General features: G+C 70.0%; 16 protein-coding genes and 1 riboswitch. Of the genes, 7 read left to right on the top strand and 9 right to left on the bottom strand.

The annotated features are described in order from the left end of the window. Nucleotides 1-42: 42 nt before the first annotated feature. A complete protein-coding gene (locus tag BJY16_RS27755) occupies nucleotides 43-2241 on the bottom strand; it encodes a sigma-70 family RNA polymerase sigma factor (protein WP_185042504.1) in 2199 nt (732 codons plus the stop codon). 267 nt (nucleotides 2242-2508) lie between these two features. Here BJY16_RS27755 and BJY16_RS27750 point away from each other — a divergent pair, with 267 nt between their 5' ends. Beyond that, a complete protein-coding gene (locus BJY16_RS27750; protein WP_185042503.1) occupies nucleotides 2509-3924 on the top strand; it encodes a hypothetical protein in 1416 nt (471 codons plus the stop codon). A gap of 44 nt (nucleotides 3925-3968) precedes the next feature. On the opposite strand, the gene BJY16_RS27745 is transcribed toward BJY16_RS27750, so the two are convergent. Both BJY16_RS27745 and BJY16_RS27740 read right to left on the bottom strand, forming a co-directional pair. Next, nucleotides 3969-4235 carry a GNAT family N-acetyltransferase gene (locus BJY16_RS27745; protein WP_239178041.1) on the bottom strand — a complete coding sequence of 89 codons (267 nt, stop codon included), beginning with the start codon at nucleotides 4233-4235 and terminating at the stop codon, nucleotides 3969-3971. Nucleotides 4236-4311: 76 nt separating this feature from the next. Next, on the bottom strand, nucleotides 4312-4941 hold the full coding sequence (locus tag BJY16_RS27740) for a MarR family winged helix-turn-helix transcriptional regulator (protein WP_239178042.1): 630 nt from the start codon (nucleotides 4939-4941) through the stop codon (nucleotides 4312-4314). Between BJY16_RS27740 and BJY16_RS27735 the strand changes: the two genes are divergently transcribed. After that, on the top strand, nucleotides 4940-7057 hold the full coding sequence (locus BJY16_RS27735) for an MMPL family transporter (protein ID WP_185042501.1): 2118 nt from the start codon (nucleotides 4940-4942) through the stop codon (nucleotides 7055-7057). The two genes, BJY16_RS27740 and BJY16_RS27735, sit on opposite strands and share 2 nt — an antisense overlap. Nucleotides 7058-7162: 105 nt before the next feature. Next, a complete protein-coding gene (locus tag BJY16_RS27730) occupies nucleotides 7163-8383 on the top strand; it encodes a cyanophycinase (RefSeq protein ID WP_203759398.1) in 1221 nt (406 codons plus the stop codon). Between the two features lie 72 nt (nucleotides 8384-8455). Here BJY16_RS27730 and BJY16_RS27725 read toward each other — a convergent pair whose 3' ends face one another. The 5 genes from BJY16_RS27725 to BJY16_RS27705 form a co-directional block, all read right to left on the bottom strand. After that, nucleotides 8456-9619: a M20 family metallopeptidase gene (locus BJY16_RS27725; RefSeq protein WP_239178043.1), complete on the bottom strand. Its 1164-nt coding sequence runs from the start codon at nucleotides 9617-9619 to the stop codon at nucleotides 8456-8458. After that, nucleotides 9616-10380 carry an amino acid ABC transporter ATP-binding protein gene (locus tag BJY16_RS27720; RefSeq protein ID WP_185042500.1) on the bottom strand — a complete coding sequence of 255 codons (765 nt, stop codon included), beginning with the start codon at nucleotides 10378-10380 and terminating at the stop codon, nucleotides 9616-9618. Before BJY16_RS27720 ends, BJY16_RS27725 begins: the two co-directional genes overlap by 4 nt. Continuing rightward, nucleotides 10377-11228, bottom strand: a complete 852-nt coding sequence (locus BJY16_RS27715) for an amino acid ABC transporter permease (protein WP_185042499.1) — start codon at nucleotides 11226-11228, stop codon at nucleotides 10377-10379. The genes BJY16_RS27720 and BJY16_RS27715 overlap by 4 nt, the downstream gene beginning before the upstream one ends. Nucleotides 11229-11336: 108 nt before the next feature. Beyond that, nucleotides 11337-12275, bottom strand: a complete 939-nt coding sequence (locus BJY16_RS27710; protein ID WP_185042498.1) for a transporter substrate-binding domain-containing protein — start codon at nucleotides 12273-12275, stop codon at nucleotides 11337-11339. 88 nt (nucleotides 12276-12363) lie between these two features. Next, a complete protein-coding gene (locus tag BJY16_RS27705) occupies nucleotides 12364-13209 on the bottom strand; it encodes a MurR/RpiR family transcriptional regulator (protein WP_185042497.1) in 846 nt (281 codons plus the stop codon). Nucleotides 13210-13309: 100 nt separating this feature from the next. On the opposite strand from BJY16_RS27705, the gene BJY16_RS27700 reads away from it, so the two are divergent. Genes BJY16_RS27700 through BJY16_RS27690 form a run of 3 tightly spaced genes read left to right on the top strand, consistent with a single transcriptional unit; the run spans nucleotide 13310 to nucleotide 15245 of the window. After that, a complete protein-coding gene (locus tag BJY16_RS27700; protein WP_185042496.1) occupies nucleotides 13310-13804 on the top strand; it encodes a nitroreductase/quinone reductase family protein in 495 nt (164 codons plus the stop codon). Beyond that, nucleotides 13801-14664: an NmrA family NAD(P)-binding protein gene (locus BJY16_RS27695; RefSeq protein WP_185042495.1), complete on the top strand. Its 864-nt coding sequence runs from the start codon at nucleotides 13801-13803 to the stop codon at nucleotides 14662-14664. The genes BJY16_RS27700 and BJY16_RS27695 overlap by 4 nt, the downstream gene beginning before the upstream one ends. Further along, entirely contained in the window at nucleotides 14661-15245 is a 585-nt protein-coding gene (locus BJY16_RS27690; RefSeq protein WP_221502042.1) for a TetR/AcrR family transcriptional regulator, read from the top strand. The genes BJY16_RS27695 and BJY16_RS27690 overlap by 4 nt, the downstream gene beginning before the upstream one ends. Nucleotides 15246-15392: 147 nt before the next feature. On the opposite strand, the gene BJY16_RS27685 is transcribed toward BJY16_RS27690, so the two are convergent. After that, entirely contained in the window at nucleotides 15393-16814 is a 1422-nt protein-coding gene (locus BJY16_RS27685) for an MFS transporter (protein WP_185042494.1), read from the bottom strand. A 510-nt stretch (nucleotides 16815-17324) separates the two neighbouring features. Further along, nucleotides 17325-17461: riboswitch (cyclic di-AMP (ydaO/yuaA leader) on the top strand. Nucleotides 17462-17467: 6 nt separating this feature from the next. Between BJY16_RS27685 and BJY16_RS27680 the strand changes: the two genes are divergently transcribed. Further along, a complete protein-coding gene (locus BJY16_RS27680) occupies nucleotides 17468-18103 on the top strand; it encodes a C40 family peptidase (RefSeq protein WP_185042493.1) in 636 nt (211 codons plus the stop codon). The last annotated feature ends 35 nt before the right edge of the window (nucleotides 18104-18138 follow it).

The raw sequence follows: 18138 nt of genomic DNA, 5'->3' as shown, positions 1-18138 counted from the left end.
AAAGTACGGCAGCGTGCGCCAGGTCTGTCCGGCTGTGGCGTTCTAGTTGGGGGTGCCGGTGGTGGTGCGGGTTTGTTTCCAGCGGTGGTGTTCCTGGTTTTCGGTGGTGGTGGTGATGGTGCCGGCTAGTTCGGTGTTGTGGTGGCAGGCGGTGGGGGCGCAGTCGTCGAGGACGGGGCCGACTTTGACGGGTTTGCCGGCGGGGTTGATGTAGGCGACGCCGTACACGTTGTTGATGGCGCTGTTCTGGGTGAAGAATGTTTCGTGGTAGAGGTTGCGGATGTAGAAGCCGGTGTAGTGGCCTTTCATGATCCGGCCGTCGGGTAGCCGGCCGCTGGAGATCATCCGGTTGCCGTCCATGGTGTTGTGGTGGCCCTCGGCGATGGCGATACAAATGTTGGAGAACGACACGCAGGTGTTGTTTTTGCAGGTCAGATAGCGTGATGCGTGCGCGGCGGGGTTACCGGGTGAGCTGTCACCGCAGGTGATCATGCTGCCGTTGTTGCCGGCGGTGGGGTCTTTGGCGTAGGCGCCCTGGATGTAGTTGTGGGCTACCAGGGCCGGGTTGCCGGGTTTGCCGGCGACGCCGGTGACGCTGATGATGTCGGTGTAATCGGTTTGGCCGGGCTGGTTGATGATCTCGTTCCAGGAGATCTCGAACCGGCCGGGTTCGATGATGCCCAGGGTCGCGGAGAAGAAGCCGGCGCAGGAGCCGTGGCTGGTGGGCCGGGGATCGGCGTTGAGGTGTGGGTCGCAGCGGCCGGTCGTGACTCGCCCGTCGGTGTTGACCGCCCGGTTCCGGGAGATGACCAGTTCGCTGACGGCGGCGGGTTTACGGTCGCCGGTGATGTGCACGCCCCGGGTGTGGCTGAACTCGTTGTCGGTGATGACGACCCGGCGCGGCCAGACCGCTTTGAAGAAGAAACCGCGGGCCCGGCCGGGTACTTTCGGGTCCAGGCCCTCACCGTGGCAGTTGCGGACGGTGACGTTCATGTTGATCTGCGTGGCACGGTCGGTGCTCCACGCGGCGATCAGGTTCCCCGGTCCTCGTACCGAGCAGTTCTCGATCACTACCGGTTCCGAGGTGTGAATCGTCACGGCCGCGACGGCCGGATCGGTACTGGCCCACCTCCCGGAATACCGGCCACCCTTGGTGATCTCCAAAGGGCCTGAATACGAGACGGTCGCCTTCGGCGTGACCCGGGAAGGCCGCACCGACACCGACCCACTCACCGCCGGCGATGAGGTGACGTTCGCGCTCGGAACGGGAGCCGGTACGCCGATTGCCGCCGGTTGCTCGGCGCTGACCGGCTCGCGGTCGCGTACCGCGGCGTAGACACCGATCGACGACGCCGCGACAGCGACAACGGTCAATCCGGCGGTTGCCGTGTTGCCCATGGCCGAGTGCAGCCGGCGCAGGGTCCGGACGACCGCCTTCGCCGGCGTGGCGCTGAGCGACGTGGGAGCGGCGAGCAGTCCGGACTGCGGCACGAGAAGCACGAAAGTGGGCAGCAGTTGCTCGGCAGGCACGAACGTGCCGGCCACTGAGGTGCATCGAGGGCAGGCCGCGACATGACGCAAGAGGCGTTTGCGCCACAGCGGCGACGGCTTGCCGTCCCACCCGGCCGACTCCTGAGCCAGATCGGGGCAGGGGTTGTCGCTTCCGGCACGCCGGAACTCGGCCAGCACCCGGACCAGAGTGCGCGCCTTGGCGAGCCGGTCCCGCATCCGTTGTAGCCGCACCGCGACATAGGGCAGCGACTGGTCGAGTGCTGCGGCTATCGATGCCCGGTCCATCTCGCCGAGCAGTTCCAGCCACCACAGGGTGAGCAGCTCCCGGTCGTCTTCGTCCAACCAGCTCGCCGCGACGGCCACCTCGAACCGTTCGCCGGATCGTTCGACGCGGGCGACGGCGAGATCCTGCGGATCCACGCCGGAGCCGGCCGGATCCGCGGAAGCGCTCCAGTCGGCCTCGGTCTGCCGTGCCGCCCGGTCACGGCGGGCTTCCCGCAGTGCGATGGTCAGCAGCCAGGACCGCAGGTTGGCCGGTGCGCGCAACTCGTCAAGGTGCTTCACGGCCTGGGCAGCCGTCTCCTGCACCACATCGTCGACGCGCTCGGCCGGGACGAGGCGGGCGACCGCGGAGTAGATCACGGGCAGCTGGCGCCGGAACAGCTCGTCCCTCGCTCGGCGGTCGCCACGCCTTGCCGCGTCGATCGTCGATTCGCGTGTTATCGCCATCAGTTACCTTTTCGCACTTCGGTGGGCCGCCGGGAATCGTACATGTGCCGCTGCCGAATAACTACGGTGGGCCGAAATTCGAGCTGCGGAAAAAGTTGATTCATTGCTTTACCATCCGGACCGGCGAAGTCGCAAACGAACGTACTGCGAGTCGAATCTCATGGGCACATATCACAAAAGTGGTGTGAGATTTATGCGGTTCCGTAGCGGGCGTCGAGCACCTAACCTGCTCCTCTGTCGATGGCATTCCTTCGATATGCACCGCACGTGATCGGACAGGGGAACATGGCACAACATCGCAATCGAAGCATTACTTCACCGGCGCGGATCGCCGTGCGCGGCACGGCCGCGGCCGTCGCGGTGGCCCTGCTTCTCGGAGGTTGCAGCCAACCGCCGAACGATCCGGTCACGACCGGTCAGGCCGAGCCTGCCCCGGCGCGCAGCACCGCGCCCCGCGCCGGCGCCACGGCCAAGGCGACCGCCACAGCGGCGGTGAGTGGGTCGGTGTCGGTGCGGCCTTCGCGGGTCACGCCGAAGGCGACCGTCTCGTATTCAGGCCCTTTGGAGATCACCAAGGGTGGCCGGTATTCCGGGAGGTGGGCCAGTACCGATCCGGCCGTCGCGGCCGTGACGATTCACACCTCGGAACCGGTAGTGATCGAGAACTGCTCGGTACGAGGACCGGGGAACCTGATCGCCGCGTGGAGCACCGACCGTGCCACGCAGATCAACATGAACGTCACCGTCCGCAACTGCCACGGTGAGGGCCTGGACCCGAAAGTACCCGGCCGGGCCCGCGGTTTCTTCTTCAAAGCGGTCTGGCCGCGCCGGGTCGTCATCACCGACAACGAGTTCAGCCACACCCGGGGCGTGCACATCACCGGCGACCGTAAACCCGCCGCCGTCAGCGAACTGGTCATCTCCCGGAACCGGGCGGTCAACACCGACGGGCGAGTCACGACCGGCCGCTGCGACCCACACCTCAACGCCGATCCCCGGCCCACCAGCCACGGCTCCTGCGCCGGCTTCTTCTCCGCGACCCTGGGCATCATCGAACCCGGCCGGTTCGAGATCTCCTGGAACGAGATCATCAACCAGCCCGGCCAAACCGATTACACCGACATCATCAGCGTCACCGGCGTCGCCGGCAAACCCGGCAACCCGGCCCTGGTAGCCCACAACTACATCCAGGGCGCCTACGCCAAAGACCCCACCGCCGGCAACAACGGCAGCATGATCACCTGCGGTGACAGCTCACCCGGTAACCCCGCCGCGCACGCATCACGCTATCTGACCTGCAAAAACAACACCTGCGTGTCGTTCTCCAACATTTGTATCGCCATCGCCGAGGGCCACCACAACACCATGGACGGCAACCGGATGATCTCCAGCGGCCGGCTACCCGACGGCCGGATCATGAAAGGCCACTACACCGGCTTCTACATCCGCAACCTCTACCACGAAACATTCTTCACCCAGAACAGCGCCATCAACAACGTGTACGGCGTCGCCTACATCAACCCCGCCGGCAAACCCGTCAAAGTCGGCCCCGTCCTCGACGACTGCGCCCCCACCGCCTGCCACCACAACACCGAACTAGCCGGCACCATCACCACCACCACCGAAAACCAGGAACACCACCGCTGGAAACAAACCCGCACCACCACCGGCACCCCCAACTGAGGCGTGCCTGGGTCCGGACTCGTGGTCGCGTGGGGACGACGACATCAGGTCAGACGCTGTTCCAGCACCTGACCCGGCCACGGTCCGGATGGCCCGGCGATCTCGAAGCTCTCGGTCGCGGTGAATCCTTGCTGCTCGTAGTAGCGAACCAGGCCCCGGTCCGGAGCGGCGTAACAGTCAAGCCGGATCAGCCCCACGCCGCCCGCGCGAGCGACCGTGCGGGCGTGTTCGAGCAGCATGCCACCGATCCCACGTCCGTTCCGGGCGCGATCAGTGACCAGTAGCTGGACGTCGTCCCGCACGCCGTCCATGTCCACCATTGTCCGGAGCGGTCGAACCCGTACTTGGCGGCGCGCCGGGCGAGGCGAGCCCATGATCGCCGGGATCCTACGGTGCCGAGAGGTCCGCTCGTCGAGGCGGTCCGGCCGGTGCGGCGGCGGAGTCGCGGGCGGCCGAGTCGCGGGCGGCGGAGTCGCGGGCGGCGGAGTCGCGGGCGGCCGCCACGGCGGTGACCATCCGGTTGATCACCGCGATGGATCGGTGCAGATCCTCGGCGCTGAGGTCGGCGACCGCCTCGTGCATGAGCGCGCCGAGCGGAACGAAGAAGTCCGTCGCGAGCTGGAGCGCCCGTGGCTGCATCAGGATGGTCACTTTGCGGCGATCGCGGGCGTCGCGCTCGCGGCGCACATGGCCGGCACTCTCCAGCCGGTCGATGAGCCCGGTGGTGGCCGGGCCGCCGAGGCCCAGTCGCGTCGCCAGTTCCCCGGGGCTGATCGGATGGCCCGTCTGGGTCCCCTGGCTGATCCACATGATGGCGTTCAGATCGTTGCGGCTCAACCCGTGCTGCCGGGCGAAGACGTGGACGAACACGTCGGTCTCGACGGTGAACAGCCGCAACGCGTCGATGAGGTCTTCGACCACCTCGGCGCGCGCGGCATCGCGAGATGGTTGCGCCGGCACGCCGACCATCCTATCGTTTCGGATACCGAATAATTCGTTTTCCGAAGGAAGTTCCATGAGCTCTCGCTGGGCCACCGCTGTCACCAGCAGAAGCGGTGCACTGCTGATCCTGCTGACCACCGCGGCCTTGACCGCGCTGGTGTGGCTGACCTCCCCGGCGCAGCCCGCCGACGAGCCCACCGACGGCCTCCCCGCGGGCAAGCAGTCGACCCGGGTCGTCGAGCTTGCGGACCGATTTCCCAGCGGCCGAACCGACGCGGCGGTCGTGGTCTACGAGCGTGCCAACGGCCCGCTGACCGCGGCCGACCGTGAGGCGATCGCCTCCACCGCCAAGGCCTTGGCCGCCACGGCTGAGGGCGGATTCGTACCAGCCGCGCAGATCTCCCCGGACGAGCGCGCCGCGCTGCTGATCGTGCCGGTCGCGGGCGGCCTCGACGACACCGCGCAGAGTGCCGTCGTCGACGCGATCCGCGCCACCGTCTCCGCCAGTCCCGGCAGTCCGGCACCGCCCGGACTGACCGCGCAGGTCACCGGCGGACCCGCGTTCAGCCGGGACATCGCGGCGGCCTTCGACGGCGCCGACCTCACCCTGCTCCTGACCACCGCCGGCGTCGTGGCGTTGCTGCTGCTGGCCACCTACCGCAGCCCCGTCCTCTGGATCGCGCCGCTGCTCGTGATCGGCGTCGGCGACCAACTCGTCGCCAAGCTGCTCCCCTGGGTCGGCCGGCTGGTCGGCGAGCGTACCGACGCCGCGGTCAGTGGCATCGTCTCGGTGCTGGTCTTCGGCGCCGGCACCGACTACGCGCTGCTGCTGATCTCCCGCTACCGCGAACAACTCCGCCGCACGCCGGACCGGCGTCATGCGATGGCGATCGCGCTCCGGGCGGCCACCCCGGCCGTGGTCGGCAGCGCCGCCACAGTGATCCTGGCCCTGCTCACACTGATCCTGGCGACGCTGACCAGCAACCGTACGCTCGGCGTCTCGGCGGCCATCGGGGTGGCGATCGCGTTGTTGTTCGGCCTGGTCGTGCTGCCTGCCGTGCTGGCCTGTCTGCCGCGTGGGGTGTTCTGGCCACTCGTGCCGAGGGTCGGCTCCGCGGAGCCGAGCGACACCGGACTGTGGGCCCGCATCGCCGGTGCCGTCGGCCGGCGGCCGGCCGTCGTGCTCACCGTCGCGGTGGTGCTGCTGGGCGCCCTCAGCACCGGCCTGCTCTCGACCCGGATCGGGCTGTCGCAGACCGAGCAGTTCCGCACCGAGGTCGAATCGGTCACCGCCCAGCAGGCGCTGGCCCGGCACTTCCCGGCCGGCAGCTCCCAGCCGCTGGCCGTGATCAGCACCAGCGCACAGGCAGGGGCGGTGACAGCCGCTCTGCGGACGGTTGATGGCGTGGCTGACGTCGGCCGGCCCGAGACCTCCGACGACGGCAGCCTGTCGCAGGTCTCGGTGCAGCTGACCGATGGCTCCGGCACCGCGGCGGCCGACCGCAGCGTCCGGGACATCCGCGACGCGCTCGCCGGCATACCGGGAGCGGACGGCCTGGTCGGCGGCGCACCGGCGGTCGACCTCGATCAGCGCGACGCGAACGTGCGAGACAACCTGATCATCGGCGCGCTGGTCCTGGCGGTCGTTCTGCTGGTGCTGATCATGCTGCTTCGCTCGCTGGTCGCCCCGGTGTTGTTGCTGCTCACCGTCGTTGTCAGCTACGCCGCGAGCCTCGGAGCGGCCACGCTCGTACTCACGCATCTGCTCGATCTGCCGGCGCTGGACGCCGGAGTCCCGCTGCTGAGCTTCCTGTTCCTGGTGGCGCTCGGCGTCGACTACAACATCTTCCTGGTCACCCGCGCCCGCGAGGAGAGCATCGTGCGGGGCGACACCGGGACGGCGACGATCCGGGCGCTCGGCACCACCGGCGCGGTCATCACCTCCGCCGGTGTGCTGCTCGCCGCGGTCTTCGCGGTGCTCGGCGTCCTGCCGGTCATCGCGCTGACCCAGATCGGTGTCATCGTCGGCATCGGCGTGTTGCTGGACACTCTGCTGGTGCGCACCCTGGTCGTACCGGCCATCATCCTGCTGCTGGGCGAGCGCTTCTGGTGGCCTGGCCGGCCGGGCCACCGGCCACCGGCGGGGCCACGAGCCGAGGTCGCCGTGACGAGCGAGGCTCTTCCCCGCTGAGACGTTACATCTCAACCCGCGATGGGTCCATCAGTTACATTCATTACATAGATGCGCTAGCATCTGCGGACACGGTTCGCCCTCACGAATGGTGAGGAGCGACGTGTGTCCACACGTTCCTTGGTGACCGTCTTCACGAGCGTGGTCGTCGCCGCCGGAGTGCTCGCCGCGCCCGCGGCCGCGCACTCCCGGCTTGCCTCCGGCGGCAGCCTGGTGCTGGTCGGCGGTGGTTTGTCCGACGACAACGCGGCGATCTACGGCGACATCGTGCGGCTCGCCGGCGGGCCGGGCCGGGCACGGATCGGGATCGTCACGGCGGCCTCGTCGGTGCCGTCCGAAGATCCCGACGCGGGCACTCCGGACTGCAACAACAGCGTCTGCAACGGCGACTACTACGCCGAACTGTTCCGCGGCTACGGCGCCGAGGCGCAGTGGATCCCGATCGACCTGGATCATCAGGCGGCGGCCGACGATCCGGCCGTCGTCGCGCAGGTGAATTCGCTGACCGGCTTCTTCTTCGGCGGCGGCGACCAGTTCCGCTACGTGACCACGATGATGCGAAACGGCGCGGACTCGGCGGTGCTGGCCGCGATCCGGGCCCGGTTGCGGGCCGGTGCGGTGGTGGCCGGGACCAGCGCCGGGGCGCAGATCCAGGCCGGCCGCGACATGCTGACCGGCGGCGAGTCGTACGAGAGTCTGCGCGACGGCAGCGAACCCGGCTACTTCGACGACGCCAGCAAGCTCGGCTACCTGCCCGACGGCGGGTTCGGCTTCTTCCGGGCCGGCCTGCTGGACACCCACTTCTCCGCGCGGGGCCGGGCCGGGCGGTCGCTGCGCCTGGCCGCGGACACCGGGCACGACCGGGTCTTCGGGCTCGACGAGAACACCGCCCTCGAGGTGACCGGGGTCGGCACCGGGCGGGAGACGATGCGCGTGTTCGGTACCGCCGCGGTACACGTGCTGGACCTGCGCTCGGCACGCGCCGCAGTCCGTGGCGGGCGCTGGCAGCTACGTGACGCCGGCTGGACCCGGCTGACCGCCGGCGACCGGTACGACGCGGAGCGGTGGCGGATGACCAGCGACAAAACCAGGGACCACGGTACGGCGCCGTGCCCGGCCAGCCCGGTCGCCGACGTCTTCGGCCCGCACACGCTCGACACCTCGGGGGTGGCGCTGGCCGTGCAGCGCCGGTGCCGCTCGGTCTCGGGGACCACGGCGGAGCAGGCGCCGGCGTTCACCGTCGAGGTGTCCCGGCGGGGCGACACCGCGGCCTTCCGGGCCGGTGACGTGGTGTCGTTCAGCGGGCTGCGCATCGCCATCAGCTGATATGGCGAAGGCTGGGCTCCCGGATCGGGAGCCCAGCCTTTCTGCCGTGCGGGCCGGGTGCGGCCGCCCGGCTCAATCCGGTCCTGGTGAGATCGCGTCGATCAGCCCGGCCAGCAGCGCGATCCGGGGAACGACGGAACTCAGGTCCAGCCACTCGGACCGGCTGTGGTCGTCACCGCCGATCGGGCCGAGCCCGTCCAGCACCGGCGCCCCGGCGGCGGCCAGCAGATTGGCGTCCGCGCAGCCACCGGTCGCGGCTGCCCGCACCGGGATGTCCAGCTGCGCACCGACCATCCGGGCGAGGCCGACCAGACGGTCGGTGCCGGCCGAACCCGCCCACGGCGGGGTGGGCGCCACGACGGCCACCGAAGCGGTCACGCCGGGCACCGCCGGAGCTGCGGCCAGCTCGCTGATCGTGGCGAGAGCCTCAGCGAACGCACCGGGCTGCTCGGCGCGCAGATCGACGACCAGCCGCGCCTGATCCGGTACGACGTTGGGCCGCTCCCCCGCTTGCAGGACACCGACGTTGACCGTGACCGCTGGCCACCGACCGTTGAGTTCCTGCAGTGCGACGGTGAGCCGGGCCGCGGCCAGCGCCGCGTGCGCACCGCGTTCCGGTTCGATCCCGGCGTGCGCGGCCCGGCCGTGCAGGGTCACCTCGATGTCGGCCACACCCTTGCGGGCGCGGACCAGGTCGCCGTTCTCCCGGGCGCACTCCAGGCACAGCGCCGCGTCAGCCCCCCGGGCCAGGCGGCCGAGCAGGGAGCGGCTGCCCGGCGAGCCGATCTCCTCGTCCGGCGTCACCACCAGCAGCAGCTCCCCGAACGCGGAATTCCCCTCGGCGAGCAGCACCTCCGCTGCCGCCAGCCCGGCCAGCACCCCGCCCTTGTCATCGCAAACTCCGGCCCCGTAGGCGCGATCACCGGCGATCCGGAACGGGCGGGTCGCGGCCGTACCGGCCGGAAACACCGTGTCGAGGTGTCCCGCCAACAGGATCCGGCGGGAGCCGGTGCCGCGCGCGGAGGCCACCACCGCGTCGCCAAGGAACCTGTTCGAGGGATCGCGCACCGGGATGCGGTGTACGGTGAGCCCGGCCTCGGTGCACCAGCCGGCCAGCATCGTCGCGGCCTTGTCGAGTCCGGCCAGGTCGCCCGAGCCGGAGTCGACCGCGACCAGCTGGGCGAGCCGTTCGAGATAGTCCGGATAGCGGCGGGCCGCCGCGTCGCGCAGGTTCACAGGACCTTGGACAGGAACGCGCGGGTACGTTCGTGTCGCGGATCGCTGAGCACCTGGTCCGGGGTTCCGCTCTCGACGACGATGCCGGAGTCCAGGAAGGCCACCGTGTCGGCGACCTCGCGGGCGAATCCGATCTCGTGGGTCACCACGATCATCGTCATGCCGTCGCCGGCCAGGTCCCGCATGACGGCCAGCACCTCGCCGACCAGCTCCGGGTCGAGGGCGGAGGTGGGCTCGTCGAAGAGCATCAGTCGGGGGCGCATCGCCAGGGCCCGGGCGATGGCGACGCGCTGCTGCTGACCACCGGACAGCTGGGCCGGGTAGGCGTTCGCCTTGTCGGCAAGCCCGACCCGCTCCAGCAGCGCCATGGCTCGGGGCCGGACCGTCGCCGCGGGCTCACGCAGCACCCGGGTCGGCGCCTCGGTGATGTTCTGCAGAGCGGTCAGGTGCGGGAAGAGGTTGAAGCGCTGGAACACCATGCCGATCTCTCGCCGCCGCTCGGCTGTCTGCCGCGGCCGCAGCTCATGCAGTCGGCCACCACGGTGCTCGTACCCGACCAGCGCCCCGTCCACGGTCAGCGTGCCGCCGTCGATGGTCTCCAGGTGGTTGATGCACCGCAGGAAGGTCGACTTGCCGGAGCCGGACGGTCCCAGCAGGCAGGTCACCTCGCCTGGTTCGACCGTCAGGTCCACCCCGCGCAGCACCTCGTGGCCGCCGAAGCTCTTGCGCACCGCTTCGGCGCGCACCGCCGCGGTTCTCATCGGATCCCTCCCCGCACCAGCTGGGTGCCGCGGCCGAAGCGCCGCTCGATCAGGTACTGGCCGGCCGACAGGACGCTGACCAGCGCCAGGTACCAGAGCGCGGCCACGGTCAGCAGCGGGATCACCTGGTAGTTGTTGCCATAGACGCCCTGCACGACGGTCATCAGGTCGTGGCCGGCGATCACCGACACCAGTGCCGTCGACTTGAGCATGGTGATCGTCTCGTTGCCCATCGGAGGCACGATGACCCGCATCGCCTGCGGCAGCACGATGCGGCGCAGGGTCAGAGCCGGACTCATCCCCAGCGCGTACGCCGCCTCGGTCTGCCCGCGGTCGACGGCCAGCAGTCCACTACGCACGATCTCGGCGGCGTACGCCATCTCGTTGAGCGACAGGGCGAGCACCGCGGCCGTGGTACCGGAGATGACCACACTGGTCGGCTGGTCGAACAGCGTGCCCAGGCCCGGCAGCGAGATGCTCACCCGGGGGAAGAGGGCACCCAGAAAACCCCAGAAAATGATCTGGACGAGCAGCGGCGTGCCTCGGAAGAACCAGATGAACGCCCAGGCGCCGGCCTTGAGGACGGGGTTGGCCGACAGGCGCAGCACGGCCAGCACCACCGCGCCGGCGGTGCCGAGCCCCATCGCCACCCCGGTCAGCAGCAGGGTGACGCCCACGCCGTGCAGCACGTAGTCCTTGAACAGGTACGAGCGGATCACGCCGGGCTGCAGGTTGGGGCTGCGGATCAGAGCGTTGAGGAACATGACGGCGACGGCGGTGACCACCGCGGCGGTGACCCAGCGGCCGTAGTGGCGCACCGGGACGGCACGCACACCTGTTGCTTCCATGGATGTCCTTTGCAGAAGAGACAACCGGCGGGTGCCGGGCCACGGTCCGCCCTCATTCGGATATGTGGCGCCCGACGCCCGCCGGTTGCGGTCGATGTCCGGTACGGGTCAGTCGATGGCCTGGTCGACGGTGATCGTCTTGAGTCCGATCGCCCGCTGCTTGTACCGGTCGAGAATCTTCGTGTACGTCCCGTCGTCCACCAGCGACTGCAGCCCGGCCCGGTACGCCTCGGCGAGGTCCTTGCGCGACTTGAGGAACCCGAATCCGTTCGGGCTGGCCAGCCAGCCGTTGGGAGCGGCCGGGTCCTCGACGAGTTCGGCCTTGCCGGTCAGGCCGCCGGCGATGTCGACGAGGTTCACCTTGGTGGCCGCGACCACGTCGACGTTGCCGGCGAGCAGGGCCTGCACGGCCTGCGGGTTCTCCGGGTACTCCTGCACCTGGATCGGGGCGGCGCCGCAACTGTCCTTGCTGTAGGTGGCCAGATGCGCCGCCTGGTTGCTGGACTTCTGCACGGCCACCCGGTGACCGCAGAGTTCAGCGGCCGTCCGCACGCCCAGCGGATTTCCGGAACGGACCAGGAAGCCGGTTCCCGACGCGGTGTAGTCGACGAAGGTGGCGACCTGCTGACGTTCCCTCTTGTCGGTGACGCCACCGGCGATCGCGTCGTACTTGGCCGCCTGCAGGCCGGGCACCAGGCCGTCGAACGGCTGCTGGGTGAACGTGACGGTCAGTCCGAGCCGCGCCGAGGCGGCGGTGAACAGGTCGTAGTCCAGACCTTTGAAGGCGTCGGTCTTGCCTTCCTGGGCGAAGGCGATGAACGGCTGGTAGGGAGCGTTGGTAGCCACCGTCAGGCTGCCCTTGCCCCGGATGTCGGCAGGAACGGCCGCCACCAGCTTCGGGTCGGTGCCGACCGGCCCCACCCCGTCGATGGTGACGCTGACGGTCTTGGCCGGATCGGCGGCGGCTTCGCCGGAGCTGGTTGAGCAGCCGGCGGCGAACAGGCCGGTCGCCGCCAGGATCAGGGGTGCGACGAAGGTGAGGCGCATATCTGGACCCTCCCGGGATCACATCGCATGTGTCCGGGTGAATGTAATGCCTGTAACGCCTCTATGGAAGTTTCAGCATCCTGTAATTTCAGAGGTACGGCTGACTGACCGCCTCGACAGCCGCCAGCCGCTCCTGCGCCGCCGGGCCGAGCTTGTCCACCACTCCGGCTACCAGCACCTCCAGCAGCGCCAGGGCCGGCACGAAGCTGTCGTACATGGACGGCGAGTCGACCCGGCTGGGCAGCACCACGTCGGCGAGGCCGGCGATCGGCGACAGCCACCGATCGGTGCACAGGATGATCCGGGCACCACGCTCGGACACCGACCGGGCGAGCTGCTGAGTGGGCTGCTCGTAGCGGCGGAAGTCGAACAGCACGAACAGGTCCTTGCGGCCGACGTCGACCAGGGCGTCGACCCGCTCGACGGGAGCGGCCGGCAGCATCCGGCTGTTGCCGCGCAACTGGATGAGGTGGAAGACCAGATACTGAGCGAGCAACGTGGAGAACCGTCCGCCCGCCGCCGTGATCCGCAACTGCCGGTCGGCCAGCAACCGCACCGCGCGCTCCAACTCGGCCTCCGGGAGGTCACCGAGCGTGCCGGCGACCGCCTGCGGCAGAACGTCCGCCGCCCGCGAGCGCGGACCGGCCGTTCCGTCCTCGGGCGCCGCGTACGCGGCCAGCGGCGACGCCTGCCGCTCGGCAAGCTCGGCACGCAGCACCCGCTGGAACTCCGGGAAGCCGCGGAAACCCAGCCGGGACAGGAAACGCAGCACGGTCGGCGCGCTCACCTCGGCGCGTTCGGCCAAGCTCGCGACCGTCTCCAGACCCGCGGACGGATACTCCGCGAGCAACGCCCGTCCCACCCGCCGCTCGCTCGGACTGCACTCACCGAGACGCTCCCGGACGAGGCCGGCAACCCCGACTGACTCCGTCATGTGCGTCAGCGTAGACGCCCCGGCCGGACCGTCGATCAACGCTCCGTCACCGTCGGCACCGCCACAGTTTCGCTACGGTACCGTAGCGTAAGCTGGAATCATGAACGCCTCGTCCCGCCCGGCGGTCCAGCGTGTCCAACCGCCGAGAGCCCCCTATCGGATCGTCAACCGGGTGATGCGGTGGCTGCTCTCGTCTCCGGGCCGCGCCCAGCGGATCGGCCGGCATCTGTTGCTCCTGCACGTCACCGGGCGCCGGACCGGGCGGCGATTCGTGCTCCCGGTGGCCTATCGCGAGAACGGCGACGGCCGGCTGCTGGTGCTCACCAACTCGGGCTGGCGCGCCAATCTGCGCGGCAACCCCGAGGTGTCGGTCACGCTGCTCGGAGCGCACCGCCGGGCCCAGGCCCAACTCGTCGAGGATCCGGACGACGTCGCCTGGGTGTACCGCGAACTGATCGAGGCGGTCGGGCACGCCAAGGCAGGCCGCCGCATGGGCATCCGGATCAACGTGGACCGCACGCCGACCCTGGCGGAACTGGCCGAGGCGTCGCGCCGCGACGGCCTGGCCGTCATCTACCTCGACCTCGCGCGATGACCCCACCGATCCTGGTCGTCGGCGCCACCGGCAATGTCGGCGGAGCGGCCGCGCGGTCCCTGCTGGCGGCCGGGCTACCGGTACGGGTGGCGGGCACCGACCTGGCCCGGCTCCGGTCCCGGTTTCCCGGCGTCGAGGCGGTCCACCTGGACCTGCACCGGCCAGAGACCTTCCCGGCCGCGGTCCGGGGAACCGACGGCCTGTTCCTGCTCCGGCCACCGGCGATCGCCCGCGTCGCCCCGACCCTCAACGCGCTGGTGGATGCCGTGGCCCGGCACGCACCCGGACATGTGGTGTTCGTTTCGGTGACCGGTGCCGACACCAACCGCGTGGTGCCACACCACCGTGTCGAGAAGCATCTGCTCGCCTCACCGCTGCCGTCCACGATTCTGCGGCCCGGATTCTTCGCCCAGAACCTGGCCGACGCCTACCGTGACGACATCCGCGAGGACAACCGGATCTACCTTCCCGCGGGTCGTGGCCGCGTCGCCTTCGTCGACACGCGAGACATCGGCGAGGTCGCCGCCACCGTCTTCACCGACACCACCGCCCACCGATCCGCCGGGTACACGCTGACCGGCCCGGAAGCGCTCACCTTCGACGCGGTCGCCGGCCTGCTCACCGACGCCCTCGGACGGGTGATCCAGTACCAGCCCGCCAGCGCCGGCGGCTATCTGCGGCATCTGCGCCGTCAGGGTCTGCCGCTCGCCCCGTGCCTCGTGCAGACCGTCCTGCACCTCGGCCTGCGGCGCGGGCAGGCCGAGCAGGTCGATCCCACCATGGCCGGGCTGCTGCGGCGGACGCCCCGCACCATGGCACAGTACATTCGTGACCATCGCGAGGTGTGGGAGCGACGTTGAGCCGGGCCGTTGACCCTCGCGTGCTGCGCAGCAAGGCCAGGGTGCTGACCAGCGCCCTGGCGCTGCTCGCGCAGCGAGGCATCACCGGCACCACCATCGAAGCGGTTGCCGAGCATTCCGGCGTGGCGAAAACGACCATCTACCGCCAGTGGGAGAGTCAAGCCGCCCTTGTCCTGGACGCCTTCGACAGCATCCTGGCCCTGCCCGCCGACCCCGCCACCGGCAGCCTCCGCGACGATCTCGTCCACCTGCTCACCGGTTTCGCCGAAGCCCTCCGGACCAGCCCAGCCACCGGAATGATGTTCGCTCTGGTCGACGCCGCGGAGCGCGATCCCGCCTTCGCCGCCCTGCACCGCCGGCAGGCCGACACCCGCCATCAACTCGTCCTGGACGTCATCACCCGGGGCATCGACCAGGGTGAGCTCCCCGCCGACACCGATCCGGCCGAAGTCCTGGACCTGCTCGCCGGACCGATCTTCCACCGCCGCGCGGTCTCCGGCGCCCCGCTCGACGCCGCCTTCGCCGTGCGAGTGGTCGACCGGGTGCTCACCGCCTACCGCGCCGGGAGCAGCACTCTGTAGGCCGGGCAGCGCCGACAACCCCGGCGCGCGACATCATCGCGGTGGACACCACAATCATCTCTTTCGGTACGACCGGGCGAGATGCCCGGTGCTCCGCCTGACCGCCGTTCAGGGCGCTCAGGCGGAGCACCGGACAGCACCCGCGGTTCATCGAGGTGCCGGTGCGGTTTCCGGGGCGGCCGGGACATCGCCACGGCTGATGAGCGTGATCCCGGCGAGGACGGCCGCCGCCGCGGCGATGCCCGCGGCACCGAGCAGGGCGGCGGAATAGCCGCTGGTCAGCGCCGGCAGATCGCCGAGCCGGTCAGCGCCACGCGCACTGGCCAGAGCAGTCATCGCGGCCAGCCCGAGCGCCGAGCCCACCTGGTAGCTGGTGTTCACGATCCCGGAGGCCAAACCGCCCTCCCCGGGCCGGGCGCTGGACAGCGCGGTGCCCAGCGACGGGATGAACGCGAGGGCCATGCCGAGCGCGGTGACCAGAGAGGCGGGCAGCACGTCGACCAGGTAGCTGCCGGTCGGCCGGATCAGGGCCAGCCAGCCAAGCCCGGCGGCCAGCACCGCGAGCCCGGTGACCAGCGTGGCCTTCGCCCCGAACCGGCCGATCACCCGCGGCGCGACGACGATCATCCCGAGCATGATGAGGACGGTCATCGGCAGCAGGGCGGCACCGCTCGGGAAGGCCCGGAAGCCGAGCACCTGCTGCAGGTAGAGGTTGAGGAAGAACCACATCGGGATCCACGCCGCGCCGAGCAGCAGCTGGGCCAGGTTCGCCGCGGACAGGTTCCGGTTCGCGAAGATCGACAGCCGGACCAGCGGCTCCCGGCGGCGGGCCTGGATGACCAGGAACCCGGCGAGCAGGATCGCGGCGCCGCCCAGGGTGAGCCACGTCGAGGCGGCGGTCCAGCCGGCTTCCGGGGCGCGGACGATGGCGTAGACGGCGGCGGCCAGCCCACCGGTGACGGTGAGCGCGCCGGCCACGTCGAGGCGGCCGGGACGGTTCCCGCCGGCCGGCATCAGCGCCGGGGTGGCGACCAGGGCGAGCGCGGCGACCGGGATGTTCAGGTAGAACACCCAGGGCCAGCTGACGTATTCGGTGATCACGCCGCCGAGGAAGACACCCGCGGTGCCGCCGGCCGGGGCGGCCGCGCCGTACAGGGCAAGCGCCTTGGTCAGCTCGGCCGGCTGGCTACCGAAGAGCATCATCAGCAGGGTCAGCGCCGACGGAGCGATCAGCGCGGCACCGGCGCCCTGCACAGCACGGGCGGCCAATTCCACCTCGACGCCACCGGCGAGGCCGGCCAGGGCCGAGCCGGCCAGCAGCACCGCCCAGCCGGTAGCGAAGATCCGGCGGGCGCCGTACAGGTCGGACAGCCGGCCGCCGAGCAGCAGCAGGCCGCCGAACGCGACGACGTAGGCGTTGAAGACCCAGGACAGGTCGCTCGGGGTGAAGCCGAGATCGTCGCGCATCCGCGGAAGCGCGACGCCGATGATCGAGGTGTCCATGATCACGATGAACTGGGCGAGGGCGATGAGCGCGAGGGCCCACCACCGTTGCGGACTGCGGGACATGACCGAACCTCCTAAGTACCCCCAGGGGGTATCCGTTGTTCGGCGCTATTGTTACCCCCGGGGGGTATTGGCGGTCAAGGGCCACCCCTCGATTGACTGCCACACCACACTCGCGAGGGTCCGATCGGACGATCGGTCAGGATCGCCGCGCCGTTCGTCGGGTGGACGCGGTGGATCGGACGACCATCATCGAGGCCACGCAGAGCGACGACCCAGGGATCTCCGTGTTCCCTTTCACAGATCAATATCACCGGTAAGCCACCGGACGGACACAGTGCGTATCGGCAAACCTCGCAGCGCCCTTCCAAACCGGACAGCAGCCACCGCGACAATCACCGTTCGTGAGGTCGGCGGCGGGCAGCCGTCGCCGCGACCTGAGCTATCAAGGATGAGCGGCGGGCATCTGCTCGCCGATCGTGCCGACTGGACCACGCCGAGCCCTGCCCCGGTCCGGAGGTACGCATCCGCATGACGAGTCATGAGGCAATCGGGGGCAGGGACGGGGGAACCACACATCGGTCCCCGACCGGCACGCCGTCCACGGCGGTCCGGCGGGAGGACCTTGGGGTGAAGCCGCGTACCGCGGCCGGGCAATCCTTCGCGCCCGAATCCGACAGCTAACCTCGCAGGCGTGCCGGAGGGATTCCTTCACCGTGCGCGTAAGCACCTCGAGCCGGCCCGCCCGTACCCTGGGAACCGGCACTGTCGCCCTGTCCGTCGGCCTCGGCCTTCTCGCCGGCGGGCTCGGTACACCACAGTCGGTCTCCGCCGCCCCGCCCGCGTTGAAAGCCGCGCCGCAGGCGTTGCACGCCGCACCGCAGGCGTTGCACGCCGCCCCGACAGCGTCGAATCTCGCCGCCGCCCGGGCGATGCCGCAGGTCAGCGCGGTGGCGATCCGGACCACCGGCACCGTCAACGCGGCCGCCAAGGCACAGCTGGCCGGCAACCGGGTCATCACGGAGGCCGCCAAGCACAAGGGCAAGCGCTACCTGTTCGGCGCCGCCGGACCGAAGCGGTTCGACTGCTCCGGCTTCACCCTGTACGTCTACAAGAAGGCGGTCGGCAAGAAGCTGCCGCACAAGGCGAACCTGCAGCAGCGGTACGGCAAGGCCGTGGCCAAGTCCAAGGCGCGGCCCGGTGACCTGATCATCATCCGCAGCGGCTCCTACGGCACGCACGCCGGCATCTACGCCGGCGGCGGCAAGATGTGGGCGGCCCCGCGGACCGGCAAGACGGTCACCAAGCAGAAGATCTGGGGCAAGAGCTACGTGGTCAGGCGCCTGGTCTGACCCCGGGCACGACGTCCGCGGCGGCCATCACATGG

Source organism: Actinoplanes octamycinicus, from assembly GCF_014205225.1.
In the GTDB taxonomy this organism is placed as follows: Bacteria; Actinomycetota; Actinomycetes; order Mycobacteriales; family Micromonosporaceae; genus Actinoplanes; species Actinoplanes octamycinicus.
This window is presented reverse-complemented; position numbering and strand designations above follow the sequence as displayed.